Source organism: Gracilibacillus boraciitolerans JCM 21714, from assembly GCF_000521485.1.
In the GTDB taxonomy this organism is placed as follows: domain Bacteria; phylum Bacillota; class Bacilli; order Bacillales; family Amphibacillaceae; genus Gracilibacillus; species Gracilibacillus boraciitolerans.
Map to the genome: position 1 here is coordinate 29,406 of NZ_BAVS01000025.1, position 18,296 is coordinate 47,701.

14 protein-coding genes and 2 pseudogenes are annotated in these 18,296 nt (G+C 36.9%); 15 read left to right on the forward strand and 1 reads right to left on the reverse strand.

Annotated features, from left to right (window positions below):
• The first annotated feature begins 28 nt into the window (after positions 1–28).
• From JCM21714_RS13470 to JCM21714_RS13525, 13 genes and pseudogenes are all read left to right on the forward strand, one after another.
• A complete protein-coding gene (locus tag JCM21714_RS13470; RefSeq protein ID WP_035725064.1) occupies positions 29–328 on the forward strand; it encodes an aldo/keto reductase in 300 nt (99 codons plus the stop codon).
• Positions 259–999 carry an aldo/keto reductase gene (locus JCM21714_RS13475; RefSeq protein WP_084040807.1) on the forward strand — a complete coding sequence of 247 codons (741 nt, stop codon included), beginning with the start codon at positions 259–261 and terminating at the stop codon, positions 997–999. The genes JCM21714_RS13470 and JCM21714_RS13475 overlap by 70 nt, the downstream gene beginning before the upstream one ends.
• Complete coding sequence (locus tag JCM21714_RS19430) at positions 984–1,220, forward strand: Beta-galactosidase C-terminal domain (RefSeq protein WP_084040809.1); 237 nt, start codon at positions 984–986, stop codon at positions 1,218–1,220. Before JCM21714_RS13475 ends, JCM21714_RS19430 begins: the two co-directional genes overlap by 16 nt.
• Positions 1,221–1,538: 318 nt before the next feature.
• Positions 1,539–1,838, forward strand: coding sequence for a WXG100 family type VII secretion target (locus tag JCM21714_RS13480; RefSeq protein WP_035725069.1), 300 nt, complete (start codon positions 1,539–1,541; stop codon positions 1,836–1,838).
• A gap of 159 nt (positions 1,839–1,997) precedes the next feature.
• Positions 1,998–5,567 (forward strand): type VII secretion protein EsaA, encoded by a 3,570-nt coding sequence (esaA, locus tag JCM21714_RS13485; RefSeq protein WP_035725071.1) that lies wholly within the window; start codon positions 1,998–2,000, stop codon positions 5,565–5,567.
• Positions 5,557–6,051 (forward strand): type VII secretion protein EssA, encoded by a 495-nt coding sequence (gene essA / locus JCM21714_RS13490; RefSeq protein WP_035725076.1) that lies wholly within the window; start codon positions 5,557–5,559, stop codon positions 6,049–6,051. The genes esaA and essA overlap by 11 nt, the downstream gene beginning before the upstream one ends.
• Before the next feature lie 11 nt (positions 6,052–6,062).
• Positions 6,063–6,317: an EsaB/YukD family protein gene (locus JCM21714_RS13495; protein ID WP_035725078.1), complete on the forward strand. Its 255-nt coding sequence runs from the start codon at positions 6,063–6,065 to the stop codon at positions 6,315–6,317.
• A gap of 40 nt (positions 6,318–6,357) precedes the next feature.
• Positions 6,358–7,605, forward strand: a pseudogene (gene essB, locus JCM21714_RS19435) (type VII secretion protein EssB).
• Between the two features lie 250 nt (positions 7,606–7,855).
• Positions 7,856–12,312, forward strand: a pseudogene (essC, locus tag JCM21714_RS13505) (type VII secretion protein EssC).
• Between the two features lie 11 nt (positions 12,313–12,323).
• A complete protein-coding gene (locus JCM21714_RS13510) occupies positions 12,324–12,743 on the forward strand; it encodes a YwqH-like family protein (RefSeq protein ID WP_035725081.1) in 420 nt (139 codons plus the stop codon).
• Entirely contained in the window at positions 12,744–13,052 is a 309-nt protein-coding gene (locus JCM21714_RS13515) for a TIGR04197 family type VII secretion effector (protein ID WP_035725084.1), read from the forward strand.
• A gap of 20 nt (positions 13,053–13,072) precedes the next feature.
• A complete protein-coding gene (locus JCM21714_RS19440; RefSeq protein WP_235182873.1) occupies positions 13,073–14,485 on the forward strand; it encodes a T7SS effector LXG polymorphic toxin in 1,413 nt (470 codons plus the stop codon).
• 118 nt (positions 14,486–14,603) lie between these two features.
• A complete protein-coding gene (locus tag JCM21714_RS13525) occupies positions 14,604–15,332 on the forward strand; it encodes a hypothetical protein (RefSeq protein WP_200868455.1) in 729 nt (242 codons plus the stop codon).
• Between the two features lie 87 nt (positions 15,333–15,419).
• Here JCM21714_RS13525 and JCM21714_RS13530 read toward each other — a convergent pair whose 3' ends face one another.
• A complete protein-coding gene (locus JCM21714_RS13530; RefSeq protein WP_035725087.1) occupies positions 15,420–16,658 on the reverse strand; it encodes an IS110 family RNA-guided transposase in 1,239 nt (412 codons plus the stop codon).
• Positions 16,659–17,043: 385 nt separating this feature from the next.
• Between JCM21714_RS13530 and JCM21714_RS13535 the strand changes: the two genes are divergently transcribed.
• Both JCM21714_RS13535 and JCM21714_RS13540 read left to right on the forward strand, forming a co-directional pair.
• Positions 17,044–17,499 (forward strand): hypothetical protein, encoded by a 456-nt coding sequence (locus JCM21714_RS13535; protein WP_035725089.1) that lies wholly within the window; start codon positions 17,044–17,046, stop codon positions 17,497–17,499.
• A 2-nt stretch (positions 17,500–17,501) separates the two neighbouring features.
• Positions 17,502–17,957 carry a DUF5085 family protein gene (locus tag JCM21714_RS13540; protein WP_035725093.1) on the forward strand — a complete coding sequence of 152 codons (456 nt, stop codon included), beginning with the start codon at positions 17,502–17,504 and terminating at the stop codon, positions 17,955–17,957.
• Positions 17,958–18,296: the final 339 nt, after the last annotated feature.

Here is an 18,296-nt window from a genome sequence, read left to right on the forward strand (position 1 = left end):
AAATTGGAGTATAAGGGAGGAATTACAAATGCAATATCGTACATTAGGTAATTCGAATTTATCTTTATCTGAATTATGTTTTGGACCAATGAGATGGGATGATGTGAAAGAGGGGGGGGAAAAAGCCTTTAATCGGGCTGTCGACCTAGGTGTGAATGTTATTCATTCCAGCTATGAATATAATACGATTGATCAGCTTGGGGGGGCATGTATTGGGAAACATTCAAAGCGAAATCAGCTTCATCACATCATTAAAGTATCAACCCTGATTATGGTGAAACTAGGTTTGATAAGCAGCTTTTTCGAAAGCGAGTCGAGGATGCATTAAAGACATTACATACGGATTGTATTGATGTTGTACAGCATTTGCATCGTACGGTCTCTAAGGATATTGTTTACCATAAAGAAGGAAATCCGGAACGATTAGCTGGTTTTTCTGAAGTAACAGAGGAATTATTGGAAACATTTGAACAATTGAAACAAGAAGGAAAAGTAAAGTATTTAGCATCTTTTCCAATGACAACAGCATATGCGAAAAAGGTTGTGAATAGCGGAAAATATCAGGCTCTGGCTGGTTATTATAATCCGATTGAAACAGAAATGGCAAGTTTATTTCCAGAGATGAAGCAGCAGGGGATGGGATACATTGCAATTCGTCCTTTATTGGCAGGATTACTCACGGATAAACGGGCAAACCGGGACCAGCTACCAGAAGATTCTTCTCTTCGTGATCATAGCTGGGATGATGCCTATCAGTTATTTGATAAGGTAAAAGAAGTAGTTCCAGCATCAGAAATCAGTTGGGAATCCTTTGCGATTAAATTTTGTTTAGCAGATCCAACTGTCACGACAACGGTGATGGGTCTAAACAATCCTGCGCAAGTAGAAGCTGCTGTTAAAGCAGCAAATGGAGTCTACCCAGATGCAGAATTAGTTCAACAAGTATGGAATACCATTGCCAAACATCGTAAAGAAAGAAATACCTGGCCACCTTATTAAAAGGTAGGGAGCGATACTATATTTTACTTAACTTCTCCCAAGAAGAACAGTTGATTAAGGTTAAACAGGAAATGAAGAGCTTACTGGATAGTAGTACAGTTACTGGAGATGTGAGATTGACAGCATATGATGTAATGGTGTTGAAAGAAATTAAATATGGCAACGTAAAAAGAAGTACTTTAAATAGAAGTGCTTCTTTTTATTTATCCCTAAACATCTAAATACGGGATGTAGTACCTGTCTCTTTTTCCTAATATTAATACTTTTCGCTTACTAATTTCTATTTTATGGATAATATTCGGGATGAATAATTATTATATATATGTAAGTATTTGTAGATAATTGTCAAAAGCGTTTCTAAACTACTATAAAAAATATCGGGATACCTTGATATGAAGATAATACTAGGAACATTGTCCTGTTTTTAGTAAAATATTACAATATTGGTTGACATTATTTGGTGAAATCTTCTAATCTTATAATAAGAAATACTTAGGTTACTAACCTAGCTAATTTTCAAAAAAAGGGAGATGTAAAAAATGGCAGGACAAATTCGTATGTCACCAGAGGAATTAAAAGCAAGAGCACAGGTATATGGTCAAGGATCTGATCAGATTACAGAAGTGCTAAACAAATTGAAGAATTTGCAGGATCAACTTAGAGGGGGGGAATGGGAAGGTCGCGCATTTGAACGATTTGACGATCAATTCAGAGAATTGGAACCAAAAGTTCAAAACTTCTCCCAGCTATTATTAGAAATTCAAACCCAATTACAAAAAACTGCACAAGCAATGCAGGAACAAGATGAAGCTCTTTCTCAAAACTTCGGCCTGAGATAAGCTGCCGCTCAATTATTAGCTTAAAGAACGAAATGTGGGCTACACGATGAAGTGCTATTGTGTAGCTCCTAATGATTACTGCCTATTTTTTATCTTTCCTACTATCAGCACTAATTATTTTATTAAAAGAAATTATAGAATACATAGGAGATGTCATATATGAAAAAATCGTTCATACAGCTACCACTCTTCATGGCGCTTATCGTAGCTATGATCTTTGGCTTATCTCATTTATCTTTGGATGGTGGTGCGTCTGTAAGTGAGAATGTGAATAGTCCAAATGAAGATAGAATGTCTATCGCGCTTGTGAATGAAGACGAGGGTGCCGTTTTTAGTGAAGCGGAATTAGATTTCGGTAATGCCTTCGTTTCGAGTATTAACCAAAATAGTAATCATGAATGGTTTGTAGTAAGTAGAGGAGTAGCAGAAAGTGGTTTGGAACGAAATACGTATGACATGATGATTGTCATTCCGAACGATTTTACTCAGAAAGCCTTATCGATAGAGGCTGAAACTCCTGAACAAGTAGTACTGAATTATAAAATTAACGCTTCTGACAGTGAAGCCATTCGTGCCCAGGCAGAAGAAACGGCTAGCAGTATCTTAAATGATTTTAACCGTAGAATTATTGATGTTTATTTTGCAAGTGTCATTGGTAATTTACAGGATGCACAGGATAATGTTGCACAACTTGTTGAAGAATATGAGAACTTAACTTATACATATAATAATGCTGTCAATGAGCCATTGTCAGGCTACACTACCCAATTCACAGCGATAAAAGATAATACAGCAATGTCAGTGGACAGCTTTAGTAACTTTGAAAACTTACTGAATTCATATCGGGAAAGTTTAGTAGAACAGTTTGGAAGTTATGAAGAGTATCGTTCAGGTATTGATGACGTCAATGATACCCAGCAAGCTAATTATGTAATAAATCAAGCATTTTATGAACAATTAAACGCTTTTAAGAATGGATTAGAAAATGGTGATGTGAATAACCAATTACAACAACTTCAAGAAACAAATCAATTTATTAATTCTCAGTTTCAGATAAACGAAGATCAAGAGAATCAGATGAGAAATATTGCATTTCATACAAATGGTATCCGTAATCGTCTTGATCAAGCATTGAAAGAATTAGAAAAAGAACAAGCCGAATTCGATGTGGTGGCAATAAACACCAATGTGAAGGAACGCTTAGCGGTCATTATGGAGGAAGCATTTGACGATGAAGATCAATTAACTGTATTACTATCCTCTCAACAAGATCGGTTACTAGCAAAAATAGAGGATCAAATCGCAAACTTACCATCATTAGATATAGACGGACTGGAGGATACCGAACTTTCTCCTGAAATTATCAGAGAATTACAAAATGTTATTAAGGTTACAGAAAAATATAATAGTGAGTTTAATGAAGTGCCCCTTAACAATCCAGATATGATTTTATCTGAACATATACAAACACTTAAAACCAGTTTGAACAAAAACGGTGTTGTATTGACAGATAAAGTGATTCTTCCTGAATCAGATAAACCATTAAGGGATTTTAAAGTATATGATATCCCAGAAGGTTTCGAGATTAATAGATTAGTTGTACAGCTTCCAGATGAAGAAGAGGTGGTTTTTGACGATTATCAGGAGAACGAGATGGTTACGTTACCGAGCTATCAAAATGGGGGGGAGTTTACGATTTCTTTATCCCTTCGTCTAAAAGATGACTATCTGGATATGCCAATTAACATTTTTAACATAAAGCAATGGAAGTGGGACTTATACCAAATCGATGAAGAAGATAAAGGATTACTTGACCTTCTAGACATTTTCAAAAACAAGCAGGACGACAAAGAAACAGATGATTCTGTTCCAAATGCTGATTCTGATGAAACGTCTTCTGATCAAGAGAACAGCAATGGGGGGGATGAAACAACTGATCAATCAGATAGTCCAGACAAAAATAACGATAATACAGATCAAACAGATAACGAAGACAATCCAACAGGAACTGAAGAAGATCAGGACAGTTCTGATGGGAACGGAAATGACGAAAATACAGAAGGAAACGATGATGAGCAAGAAAACCCTGAAGAGAACCAAGGCGAAAATGATGGAACTCCAGGGGACAACGAGGAAAATGAAAGAACACCGGGAGATAATGAAGATAATAAAGGAAATCCAGATGAAAATGACGGATCGGATGAAGAGGAAGAAGAAACAGAAATTGAATTAGTTGCAATCGATCATCATCATATTCGTCATAATGTCCAAACACCACTTATTGATGAAGTAACTAAAGATTTGATCCGATCTGTGGAGAACACGATCTCTCCTTATCAAAAGTTACTATCATCATATGAAGCCTATTTTGGAATGTCCTTGACATGTACAGATGTTGAAGGTGACGAATGTGCGAATATAAGTGATGAAATAAGCTTAGTGGAAATGGCGACAGATGATTCCCTTTATGCTTTATTTAATAAAAATGTCAGCGAGTTATTAACCAATTATATTGCAGATCAAGTAATCGCTGATGTATTGCAAGAAATAAAAGAACCTTTAGCAAACTATCAGGGACAAATAGAAGGTCATCGCAGCTTTGTTGAACAAACAAATCTGAAAGCAGATCAGCTAGCAAATACCATCACGCAAACCAAAGAATCGGCGCGGGTTTTAAACGATAATTTACAAAAATCACTAGAAGATATAATCGAGTGGAGAAATCAAAGTTTAGTGCTAATCGAGGACCAGGCGGAAATTCAAAATCGAAATGACGAAGAGCAGACAATGGTGATGGCTTTAGGAGACAGGTATCAGCCGTTGCTTACACAAAGTCAGTCTCTTGCAGATGCAGCTTCCACTAATCTGACTGAAGCGGAGACGGTTTATCAGACTTTTGAAAGAATTGATACACAAGCAGACACGATTCAGCAAAGTGGATCGAGTATCATCCAACAAGCAGATACATTAGCAGAAAATATGACATCGAAATTGATGAACGACCAGAATTTCGCGGAGAATTTCTCCACAGTGATGGCAAATAGTCGAATTGGCGAAAGACAAAATGAAGATTTATATGACTTTTTATCAAATCCAGTTGAAACAAAAAATGCGGGTGTCATTATTGAAACGGAAACATTTACACCATATTTTCTTGTGGTAATAACATTTATTGTTGCCTTGTTTACAGCTTACGGTATTTCAACAATCAATCAAAAGCGGTCACAAGAGGATCAATTTAAAACAGAAGAATCTCTTGTTGGTCAGAATGGTTTGATTACTGGAATTACTGCCGCTATAGGGGGGGTATTAGAAGGATTAGTAATCGGAATTTCCTCGTCCACCCTTCTTAATATTGCGGGTGAAAAATTAGTTATTTGGAATGGGTTAATGGTATTGATAATGGTTACCATGGTGCTTGCTGCCACTTACTTGTTACGACAACTGAAAATGCTTGGCATGTTCCTTTTACTAATGGTAATCAGTTTGTATCTTTTCCTAACAGGTGCTCTAACCAATAGCTTGTCAGGTGTTGGACAGTTGCGTGACTATTCTCCATTACAATTTGTTGAAAAATTATTAAATCGTGTAATCCAAGGTGCTTCTGACTACGGTTTTATCGTTTTTGGGTTGATCGTGATTGCGTTACTCGCCTTGACCGCAAATTTATTAGTCGTGAGTCGAGGATCAACAAAAATAACGGAGGAAGATGATAAGAATGCCGCTTAAGTTAATCAGTATCATCCTCTTAATAAATTTCTGTCTTCTCCTGCTGATGCCACTTTCTGCCTCAGCAGAAGACAGTGATCAGAATAAGGGGAAAATTGACTGGAAAATCGATCGAATTATTGAAAAAGGTCAAAAAAAGGAAAACAATAATAGAGAAACAGAATTGGAAAAACGTTTTCCTAATTTGTTTAAGGAAGAGACTGCTGAAGTAATCTCTGCAATTCAAGCAGCAGAAAAACAATCGATAGAGCAATTGGAGCGCGATTTGTTTTCCTCAAATATAGAGGGAAACACGACGATTGAGAAAACGAAACAAGCATTATTCACTTCAGACTATGTTGCACCAAGTTCAGTTGCAGCTGAAGCTGAAGACCAAGAAGAAAACGGAAACTCCTTTAATACCTTACTAATGGGAGGGTTAGCAGCGTTAGCCTGCTTTGTCAGTTTAGGAGTTTATATTTTATATCAGCGGATTGCTAATTAGGAGTGTAGCACATGAAGAACAGCCATATTGATGTAACAATTGATTTTCGGGAAAGTGGATTAGCAGATAGCTATGATTTAAAAATTCCTGTGCATATTTCGGTGAAACAACTATTGCAGGACGTGATGGCAGCGTTGAAAATAAGTGACATACAGGAAGTGAAATCCGTTATTAAGGTGAAAACAAAAGGATTGGTGTTAGCGGATGATGATATGCTGATTGATTACCCAGTAACAAACGGTGATATTTTAACTGTTTTGCGTTGAGAGACCCTACAAGATGAAGGAGAAAGTTATTATGAGCGATATGAGCGAAATCAATATAGAGATCGATTCCTTAACACTTCCATTTTCCATTACAGAAAACACGTGGAAACTAAGGCTAGCCAAATCACAAACTCGTGTGAAAGATTCCCAACAAATTCATATGGTAACAAGAGCAAATGAAGATACATTTGTACCATTAGAAGTTGAAGAAGAGGGAGATGCTTTCACTTTTTCGTTTTTTATTGATCCTGAGAAAAAGAAGTGGAAGGATTTAGAGAAGCTTCATCGCAATGAGAAATTACGTTTGTTATGCAACGTTTCCAAACTGAAAAACTATTTATTATCACGCCTTACTTTTTTTCTACACCCTGATAACGTTATTTTTGATGATAATTTACAGCCACGTCTTATTTATCGAGGTGTGCGAAATGTGATTCCACCTTTTGAGATGGAAGAAGAATATTTCTGTAAACAATTAAAGTGTTACAGTATTGCACTTTTTCAAAAAAATACAGTTTTGATCAGCTTATGAACGGGGGGCTCTCGCACAAGCTAGTGATACTGATTTTGAAAAAATATTAAGAAAGCAGAGAATCTTGAGCAATTAATTAGCTATTTACAGAACAGCTATCAATCAGAACAAAAGAAAACCGAAAAAACCATGCAATTAATACCAACCAAGCGTTTCCAGTTATTTAAAAGACTTGCGATCGCTTTTATTATTGTGTCCGTTGTGTTAGCTGTGCCACTTGTTTATTTCGGTCTGATAAGTCTTCCATATCAACACAATTTATTAGATGCCCATGAAGAATATCTAGCTGCTAATTACGGAGAAGTGATTAATTCCTTAATAGATGAACAGGCGGAAAACCTGCCAAAAGCATCAAAATACATACTTGCTTATTCTTATGTTTCTACAGAGCAGATCTCAGACAGTGATAAAAAAATAATTATGAATAACATCAGTTTGAACAGTGATGCGAATTATTTACTTTATTGGATTTATAATGGTCGCGGCAATTTTGAGTCTGCGATGGATAAAGCAAAATACCTGGATGACCCGGTACTTATTATGCATGGTTTAATCCAACAGATTGAGCAAGCAAAAAATGATCCTGATTTGAGCGGAGCAGAACGAGATGATATTGTGAATAATTTACAGGATGAATTGTTTGAGTATAAAGAGGAATATAAACCTGATGTGACCGAAGAAAACCAATCTCAATCTGAAACAACGACTACTCCAAATAACGATGTACAAGGGGGGGATACTCAGTCTACAGAATAATACTTACGGACAAAAAATTGGAATTCAAGAATATTTGTCCGTAATAAACGATCTTATAGACAAAAAAGGAATAATATTAACTATTTTGTCCGTAAGAATTAATATTACGGACAAAAATAGCGGAACAACCCACAAACTGTCCATAAGAACACGTCTTACGGACAGAATTTGCACTTTCTTAATAAAACTGTCCATAAGAATAAAATAGTGAGTATTTACCTGTGGTGTGGTGAAGAGAGGAAGAAAACAAATGATACAAAAAACATTTGTAGCCATTTATAAAAAACAATTACATAAAGCACTATTACCTGAAGGCAATCGAAAGAAGATAACGATCGGGGGATAATCTCTCTGATACACTAACATTTCAGGGTATGGGCCAAACTCTATCTGTAAATTGGGATGGAGAGAATTGTCTGATCGAGGGAGAAATATTAAAAAACAATCGACAGTGGTCATTAAAAAATGAAGAAAAGGTAGAGCTCTTTCTTGTCGATGACAGGGACCAGTCTATCTATGATACGGCAGGTAAACAACATATTACATTTAGTCAAAATGCCTTCGATGATGTCATTATAGAGAATATCGAAGCTGATCTGGTTCTTTTTCGGGAACAAAAAGGCTTGCGTTTAGAAGTTCATGATGGAAAGGTATTTCATAACTATACGTTAACTAACGGGAATATCCTGATCGAATCGGGTGATCACCTTTTCTTTGATGGTGTACGAGTAATTGTCCATGAAGGAGATATTCAAGTCATACCTTCAGGGAAAAAAGTGTCGTCTTCGTTAGTTCCACTAATTGATACGGAAGAAGGATTTAGTCCGGATTATCCTGATTATCATCGATCACCACGTATTATTTACAGAGAACCCGAGCAAAAAAGAACAATCGCTAAACCTTCGCCACTACCATCTAAACCGAGTGAACAATTAGCAAGAACGATTGTTCCGCCGCTTGTAATGATATTAGCTTTAGTCATTATTTCACTTATACAGCCGAGAGGAATCTTTATTATTGTGATGCTTGCTATGACGGTCACAACTGTTATTTTTTCTGTTACTTCTTATATTAAAAGTGTTAGAAAATACAAGGCAGATATGAAACATCGCGATAAAACATTTAAAGAATATTTACGACGTAAAACAAAGGAATTGTATCATGTCACAGAAGAACAACGTCATGCCTTGGAATATCATTATCCAGATGTAGAAAAAATGAGAGAACTTATCTTACAGGTGAATGCACGTATTTATGAAAAAACATTGTATCATCATGATTTTTTGCATTTTCGTGCTGGGTTGGGAGACGTAGAAACGAGCTTTGAAATCGAATTCCGGGAAGAGGAATTCACGCAAGACAAAGATGAATTAGTGGATGCGGCACGAGATTTATTATCACATTTTGAAGGGTTAAAAAATGTGCCGATTGTAACCTCTCTTATGAAAGGACCTGTTGGGTATATTGGTCAACGGGAACTCGTCATCGAGCAATTACAATTACTGATGACACAAGTTTCATTGTTTCATAGTTATCATGATGTTCAATTTATCACTATTTTTCCGGAGGATGAAAAGTCGAAGTGGGATTGGATGCGATGGTTTCCACATGCAAGCTTACAGGATTTAAATGTTCGTGGATTTGTCTATCACGAACGATCAAGGGACCAGGTATTACATTCGATGTATCAAGTGTTAAAAGAACGTAAGCAACTTTTAACAGAAAAGGCAAACTCAAACGAAAAACGTTTTTACACCTCATTATGTAATTTTAATCACTGATGAGAAATTAATCCTGGATCATATCATTATGGAATTCTTCAATGAGGATCCAAGTGAACTGGGTGTTTCCCTAATCTTTGTCCAGGATGTCATGCAATCTCTTCCTGAACATGTGAAAACAGTCATCGATATTCGTGATGCAAAGAATGGAAACATTTTATTGGAAGAAGGGGAATTAGTTAATCATTACTTTGAACCGGACCATTTTCCTAATGAATTTAATAAAGAAGATCTGTCTCGCGGTCTTGCGCCACTAAACCATTTACAAAGCTTAAAAAATTCTATTCCAGAGACCGTAACGTTTCTGGAAATGTATGGTGTCGAAAAGGTTGAGGAATTAGGGATAACACAAAGATGGGCATTAAATGAAACCTATAAAACAATGGCGGTACCATTAGGTTTACGAGGCAAAGAAGATTTAGTGCAGCTGAATTTACACGAAAAGGCACATGGTCCACACGGTTTGGTAGCCGGTACGACAGGCTCAGGGAAATCAGAAATTATTCAATCCTATATTTTATCATTGGCAGTGAATTTTCACCCCCCCTATGAAGTTGCCTTTTTATTAATTGACTATAAAGGTGGGGGGGGAATGGCGAATTTATTTAAAAATTTACCACACTTATTGGGAACTATTACGAATCTCGATCGTACACAAGCTATGAGGGCTTTAGCATCGATTAAAGCAGAGTTGCAGCGTAGGCAACGATTGTTTGGTGAGCATGATGTCAATCATATTAACCAATATCAGAAGTTATATAAGCAAGGGAAAGCAAGGGAAGCAATGCCACACCTTTTCCTAATATCTGATGAGTTTGCAGAATTGAAATCAGAGCAGCCTGACTTTATGAAAGAGCTTGTCTCTACTGCCAGAATCGGGCGATCACTAGGTATCCATTTGATTCTGGCGACACAAAAACCGAGTGGTGTGGTTGATGACCAAATCTGGTCGAACTCAAAATTCAAATTAGCGTTAAAGGTTCAAAATGAAAGTGACTCTAACGAAGTGCTGAAAACACCGGATGCAGCAGAGATTACGTTACCAGGTCGTGCATACTTGCAGGTTGGGAACAATGAGATATATGAATTGTTCCAAAGTGCCTGGAGCGGTGCTGATTACGTACCAGATAAAGAAGATCAGGAATATGTAGATACCACGATATACGCAATAAACGATTTGGGCCAGTATGACATCTTAACAGAGGATCTGAGTGGTCTTGACAAGAAAGACGAAGTAGAAAGTGTACCGACAGAATTGGATACGGTTATTGATTATATTCATGACTATACAGTAGCACAGCAAATTGAAGCACTGCCGCGGCCATGGTTACCACCTTTGCCAGAACGAATTGTGGCAACAGAATTACAGCCTCTAGACTATAAAGAAGCATGGAAAGAACCGAAGAAGCCAATGGAGGCTATAATCGGTATGGTCGACCAGCCAGAATTGCAAAAACAAGAGCCGTTATCAATCAATATTACCAAGGATGGCCACTTAGCTGTCTATTCAAGTCCGGGATATGGCAAGTCTACTTTCTTACAAACGGTAATTATGAATCTCGTACAACAGCATAACCCAGAGCATTTGCATGTCTATCTCTTAGACTTTGGAACAAACGGCCTTTTACCATTAAAAACTTTACCACATGTAGCCGATACAATTTTACTGGATGATACAGAAAAGGTGTCTAAATGGATACGCCTGTTAAACGCTACTATATCAGAGCGCAAAAAGAAACTAAGCGAATATGGTGTTGCTGACATGGAAATATATGAAAAGGCTAGCGGAGAAATGGTGCCGAATCTATTGTTAGCGATTGATAACTATGACTCTGTTAAGGATGCAGACTTCAGTGATGAATTCGATCGATTGATAACACAGATCGCCCGAGAAGGAGCAAGTATTGGTATTCACTTGGCAATCAGTGCAGGTAGACAAAGTGCCATGAGAATGCCGCTAGTATCGAATATCAAGCGGCAGTTATCCTTGTATCTGATCGATTCAGTCGAAGTCCGTACGATTGTTGGGAAAACAGATCTTGAGATAGAAGAAATAGCTGGCCGAGGAATTGTGAAGTTGGATGATCCAGCTTTATTCCAGGCAAGCTTACCAGCAGTAGGCGAGGAACCTTTAGACATTATTGAGAATATCCAATCACTTGCAAGAGAGATGGATCAATACTGGGAAGGGGGGGAAGTACCAGATGAAATTCCAATGATGCCAGAAGGTCCGATTGATTTCGAAGCATTTAAAGAAAAACGAAAAACAAAGAAACTACTGGAAAAGCAGGAATTGCCATTGGGACTTGACTTTGAAGAAGTGGCACCAATCGCTTTTCAGCCAGATAAGGATCATTTCCTTACTGTTGTCAGTGATCGGCGAGATGGCCTGGACAAAATGACAAATGCGCTCGCGAAAAACATGACACTACTCCAAGAACCATATCAGACGATGATCATTGATAGTGCAGATAGGTCGTTGCAAGGTATTGGCTCAACGATGAATGCTTATGTTTCTGAGAGTGATGGCATTAAAAATGTTAAAAGGAATATCATTACCGAAATTAATAACCGGGCAAACGGTGATCATAATGGCGTAAAATGGATGATTATGATAAAAGACTTAAAAGATTTTGTTGATAGAGCTCTGTTGTTAGAAGACGAAGTGACAACATTGTTTGAGTTAGGGCCAAGTATGGATGTTCATTTTGTTATTTGCGTGGATGCAAGCTATCTCAGCACAAGCTTTGAGAAAGCGGCTAAAGTAGTTCGTAAGTTATCCAATGTAGGTCTCGTCAGCATGCGATTAGGGGGGGATCAGGATATTTTCAGCCAAGCTTTTATTCGCAAGGAAATCTATCCAAAAGCATATGAATGCTATGTAGCGAGAGACCATCAGCATATTAAAATAAAAGTTCCTAGATGAGGAGGGATTATGTGAGTTCGTTAAGTCAATTAAGATCACAGAAACGTACTGTATTACAAGGGATGAATAATTCCAGAGAACAGATTTCTATATTGGAAGATAAGATAACAAGATTACAACGAGCATCCAACACGTTATCTAGTAATATTTCAGAATTGAATTCATTTAAAAGTTCAATTGAATCTTTAACCATCGAAAACAGTAAATGGAAAGGTCGAGAAAAAGAAAAGTTTGAAGGGAATTATGATACGTACAAAGGCAGTGTAAAAGCTTATGTAAACAAAGTGGAAAATGCAAAAGAAACAATTGATGAGGATATAGGTCGATATTCAACAACCCAAGCTAATTATGTGAATGGTCTTAATAGTCTTCAGAACACTTTATCTTCACTCAATTACCAGATTTCAGCTGCTGAAAGAGAGGGAGAGTAAATGACTAAAGAAGTTAACATTAACATGAATGTTTTCCGGTCAAATATATCAAAACTCAGGACATCTGAAGCAGAATTAGAGGGCAACATTAAGGATGAATGGACTTTTGATAAGACGAACATTACTCCTTTTACTAATGATTTAGAAAATAGTTTGAGAACAATGGAATTACTAAAAAAATACGTAGACCTGTTAGAAAGTGATATTATCACATTACAATCAATCGGGGGGGAGAAAATACAGGAAACTGATGAAAAACTGGGAAGTCAAATTGATTCTTCTAATTTTGTCCCTCAATCAATACGTTAAACGAGGAGGGATTTAACTTGGTGAACAAAGTAGATATAGCAGAGGTTATAGAATTTAGAAATGATTTAAAAACTACTTCTGCACAAATAAAGGCAAGTATAGAAAATATTAAGACTAATATTCAGCAAATCGATGGTATGGATTCTTTTTCAGGGAAAGCAGCCAAAAATGCAAAAGACTACTTTTGGAACTTTCACAAGAGTAGCGTTCTAGAAGCTTTTGAGGAACTGCATACAGATCTTTTTGATCAATTGAATAATCATAGCGATAGTTTTAATTCTAATGTTGATTCAAGTGAAGTTGCAATAGTACAAAGTGATTACTTAGATGATCTTGATTACCAGATTGATTTAGATTATCAGAAATTAGATAGTATTCAGTTAACAATTCAACGAACGATCAATAGTGTTTCTGATATTACCAGTGCAGCTGCACCTACTTTTTATGATGTGACTAATGGCAAAAAGGAAGTAGAAAAACTAATTGAAAATCTTAAGAGTAATCTAGTATCCTTTACTAGAGAGGGAAGCTATATTGATTCACGAACAAAGGCTTTAATTGAACGTATAGAAAAGACGTTAGCTAAAGTAGGAGCTGTTAAAGGTGAGAGCAGGTTTAATGACCATAACTTTAAGGAAAAAGCGGATAATCTAAAAGATTTTTTAGGCAATTATGCACTACCTACTGTAACAGGATCTGTTACTAGTGCGGCTATTGCAAAGGCAGCAAAAGATAATGGATTAAGTGTAACAGAGTATAAAAAGAACGGGAAAACAACTTATCGAATTAATGCTTCTGAAGATGCGTTACGAGCATTAGGTGTTGAGCCTGATATGAATGCGAATCGTGCATTACAACAGAGTGGAAAAACAGGAAATCCAAAGGCGCCAATTAATTATTATGATAAAGGACAAGGAAAGCAAATTTATTCTTCTATAGGTGAGGAAGTAATAAATAATCATCGAGCAATGACAGCTTATAATGATAAAGCAACAACTGCGGTGAAATGGAAAAATGTCGGTAAAGCGGCAAAAGATGGCGCACTTGATAGTATTAAAGAGTTAAATCCTAATGGAATACTTAAGAGTGGTTGGGTAAAAGGCGTAACTAAAGCGGGCGGTATTTTTACGGCTGGGTTATCAGGATACAGTAACTATAACGATGCACTAGCAGACGGTTTGACAGGCGGAAAAGCAGTTGGCCGAGCAGCTGTAGATACTACGATTGAAACAGTAGTAGGTGGTACGGTACAAGTGGCATTTACTGCAATGGGGACAGCATTTATCCCTATACCAGGAGTAGGGACAGCAATAGGAGCAGCAATAGGGATTGGTATAAATATTGGATTAAATACCAAATTTGGAAAAAGCGACAAATCAATTATGGATAGAGCTAAAGATGGTTTTCATAAGTTAACAGGTTGGTTTAGCTGATAATATGGAGGGTTTTATGTGTTTTTAAACAAATTAAAAGAAGAAGATTTCTATGTATTAAGAGGGGGCTTTATCATCCGGAAGGCAAAGTCCGCAAAGCTTCGGTGGTATGTTTACTATGGCTATATTTGGTCAAGCATTAATAGTTTTTTTAGCCCATATTGTAGTAGGAGATAAGTCAAACTTCCCTTATAAAGATCTTATTTTTGTGGTCCATGTCATTATTACTATTTTGATTATTATTTTCTCGGTAGTATTTGCTATTCCGACAATTTATAAGAAGATGGAAAGCTTTCAGTATCTTATTAGTATTATCATCTCTCAAAATCTTTTTGGAATTACTCCATATTTTTGGACGTTACACGCTATTGGACGAACTGAGGCGTCTACAAATTCGTTAATTTTTGCTACTGTACTAACATTATTACTTGGCATATTCGTGTTCATTTTGACATGTATAAGATTCCGTAGGTTGTTGGTACAAGGAAAATTTCGTAAAGGAACCATTAAAGAACAAACGCGTCAAAAATTAGAAGCAAAATCCTTCTTACCACTTGCAGTTATTGGCGGTTTAGGAGTTGTTTATTTTATTCAATTTATTTCAAACCATGTCAGCAGAATTGAATTTAATATTTTAACAATGGGGATCATTGGATTGGGAGTGTTTTACACAATGTTATTCGTACTACCTGAACAATTAGTCATCCTATATTGTAAAAAGCGATTTAAAAGCTTTAATTTCAACAAAGAGGGCAAAATTTATCCATTCGGATCTGGTGAAAAGCCTGCGGTAATATGTCAAGAGCAAAATGAAAAATATTTAGATATCAAGGTGCAATTTTGGTAAAAAAGGCAATAGGAAACTAGGCCATTAATAAAATGGTAATTAATGGCATTAATAGTAATTATCAAGGGGGGGTGTGAGAAGCTGTTTTTATGCTTCCAATTTCACGCTCCCTTGTGGCGTGTAGACTTGATGGTTGCGTAGTAGCGCATCCACCAAACGCACTAATTTTCTTGCGGTTAAGACGAGTGCTCTTTTATGTTGGTGTTTCGGTACTTCTTGGTATTTCTTTTCGTAATAAGCTTGGTATTCAGGAACATGCCTTCTCACCGAGTTGGCGGCTTCAACCAGGTAATAACGCAAGTACTGATTCCCATTATGAGATAAAGAAGTATCATCTGCCGTAAATCTACCCGACTGATGCTTTTGCCAGTAGAGCCCTGCATATTTGGCTATTTTGGCCTCTGCTTTAAATCGCTCAATTTGACCGATTTCTGCGATGATACCAGCAGCGAATACAGGACCAATACCAGGCAGGGATTGCAGAGTATTCGGCAAGCCAGCCATGATTTTGGTGATGGCTTTATCGATTTGCTTAATTTGTGCCTTCATGGTGCGAATAAGCTCGATAATGGTACCTAGGATGAGATCAATCGAGTCTTCCACTACTTTATCCAGTCGATAAGAAGAGCGCACTGCTTTTTGAATGAATTTGGCCACCTTTTCAGGGTCATGAAACCCATTTTTACCTTTGGATGGAAGGTAAGCAGCCAGGTCTTCGATGGACATCTGAGCGAGTTCTTCCAAGCTATATTTTTCAAAGAATAACTCCATCATAGCTTGTCCAAACACGGAAGATTCGACGTTTTCTTGAAACGTATTACACTTATAGCTCAAGTGTTGAAGGAAGTGTTGCTTTTCTTTGGTCATCTGATGTACGAGTTGGTAGCGAGAGCGTGTCAACTGTTGTAGAGCGACATATTGACTCTCTTTGACTACGGACATCGAGAAACGACCAAATCGTAAATAATCAGCAATCACAAACGCATCAATCTCATCGGTTTTGTCCATATCTGGATAACTCTTTTTGAAATTAGCGATCTGTTTGGGATTCATCAAAAATACTTGGGCACCAAGTGCACGAAGCTCTTCATCTTGATGAAAAAACATGGCTGGATGAAAGCTATACACGGAAGTAGATTCTAAGCCAATCTTTAATACTTCCACGGTTTGACCATCGATCGTTTGAAGAATCGCGTCACGTAAAGCCGTAGCACCAGGTAAATCATTCGATACGGGGGGGAAGGAAGATAACGTGACTCCTTCGCCGTTTAGAAAACAAACCTTGATATCAAAAGAACTAACATCTAATCCGACAAATAATTGCATGGGGGGGGAATCCTCTCCTTTCTAAATTAGAATCATGGGAACTTATCTTGGACGCCTCGGGATATCCCTAGTGTGAACGCCGATCAGCAACCTCGTGTATCAGTACTATCTCTGTATCGAAAGCCGCCTTGGAGCTACTATCATCCAAGTTCGAGGGACAGAGTGCACAGCCTGCGAGTAGGAAGGTCCGCACGTACACTGGGAAACAGTCTTTAAATGTGGTTAGCCACAGGAGTGAACAGAATGGTCCCAAATGATCCTTAAAACCATTATCTAGGAACATCACAAGACGTCCAAGTGTTTTTTTGAAATTATTGTAGGTCAAATGAGTAAAAATGTAAGTCCAAAAGATGGGCTTAAATATAATATACGAGGAGTGATAAACATGAAAATAGAGAACCGATCATTAATATTTGAAAATGTCATTACCTATCAAACCACACAATTAAGAAAAGACTGGCAAGAAGGGTTTTACAAGATGGAAGAGATTATGCTAGCTGAAGGAATTTATCAGAGCGGCCCCACTTTTTTTTCTGTAGAACCTGAACGAGGAGAAGCTAAATATGGTGATTTTACCTATTATCTTCCGATCAATAACCCTGTTCAATTTACAGAAGAATCGGAATTTGGCTTTAAAGAGCGATTTCATATATCGGAAGCGTTCGTGCTAAGACAAGCGGATGAAGCAAAGGACTTTCATGTTGCGCTTGAGAAAATCCAACAGCATGCGGAAGAAAAAGATATTGCAATAGAAGACACTTTTTATTGTGTGTTATTAGAAGTATTCGATGATTATATGATAAATTTATATGTTCCACTAAAAACGGAAGGAGAAGCATAACTATGATTGTAGAAAATCATCGTATTGCCCATCGAAATGTAGCTTCTAAATATTATCGATTTTACCCAGATGAAATAGAATTAGCTGTACAAGATTTTCAGTCTATACTTAAAAAACATGATTACCATCCTGATGGACGAATGCTTTTTTCCTTATTAAGTGATCCGACAAGTGAAATTATGAGTGCAGAAATATTTTTACCTATTTGGGAGAACACATTTACGATACAAGAACAAGAAGAAATGAAATTTCACAGTTATTTGAGTATAAGTCCCATGATTATGACACGCATAACAGATGATTTTAATGAACAATCGCAAGTACAATTTTGGGAATTAATGAACTACATTAATCAAAATAAATTTCAACAAAATACACCGGTATTTGCAGAGTATAAGACGACACATTCCGGCAGCATCTTTCTCGAAATGAGTGTAGGAGTTAAACGATTGAAATAACAGCATGGAACAGTTCATTTTTAAAACGGTGTTAGATATCCGTAAAATTACTCCGACTCATTGTCTTATGTGATAGACTTCGTTCCTATTAAATACCGTATTTACAAAAAGACAAGCAATATCTATACATTTAACATTTGAAAATAGAAGATTCATACAAAGAAATAGAACATACATAGATTGAAATGGTTACCTGGTCTTATGTCAAGAATTCGGACAAGTTAAATGTAGAAATTTCTTAGTATAGAGCTCATGCCAAGTCCACCACCCTTGACCTTGTTTGTGTCCATGGTAGTGTTCCAGTGTCGGCTGGAATAAAAACAGCCTTAAAGGCTTTCC

Bases quoted from the DNA above. Each gene is read 5' to 3' on its own strand.
- JCM21714_RS13470 (WP_035725064.1), top strand. From the start codon at position 29: ATGCAATATCGTACATTAGGTAATTCGAATTTATCTTTATCTGAATTA.
- JCM21714_RS13480 (WP_035725069.1), top strand. From the start codon at position 1,539: ATGGCAGGACAAATTCGTATGTCACCAGAGGAATTAAAAGCAAGAGCA.
- esaA (WP_035725071.1), top strand. From the start codon at position 1,998: ATGAAAAAATCGTTCATACAGCTACCACTCTTCATGGCGCTTATCGTA.
- essA (WP_035725076.1), top strand. From the start codon at position 5,557: ATGCCGCTTAAGTTAATCAGTATCATCCTCTTAATAAATTTCTGTCTT.
- JCM21714_RS13495 (WP_035725078.1), top strand. From the start codon at position 6,063: ATGAAGAACAGCCATATTGATGTAACAATTGATTTTCGGGAAAGTGGA.
- JCM21714_RS13515 (WP_035725084.1), top strand. From the start codon at position 12,744: ATGACTAAAGAAGTTAACATTAACATGAATGTTTTCCGGTCAAATATA.
- JCM21714_RS13525 (WP_200868455.1), top strand. From the start codon at position 14,604: ATGGCTATATTTGGTCAAGCATTAATAGTTTTTTTAGCCCATATTGTA.
- JCM21714_RS13530 (WP_035725087.1), bottom strand. From the start codon at position 16,658: ATGCAATTATTTGTCGGATTAGATGTTAGTTCTTTTGATATCAAGGTT.
- JCM21714_RS13535 (WP_035725089.1), top strand. From the start codon at position 17,044: ATGAAAATAGAGAACCGATCATTAATATTTGAAAATGTCATTACCTAT.
- JCM21714_RS13540 (WP_035725093.1), top strand. From the start codon at position 17,502: ATGATTGTAGAAAATCATCGTATTGCCCATCGAAATGTAGCTTCTAAA.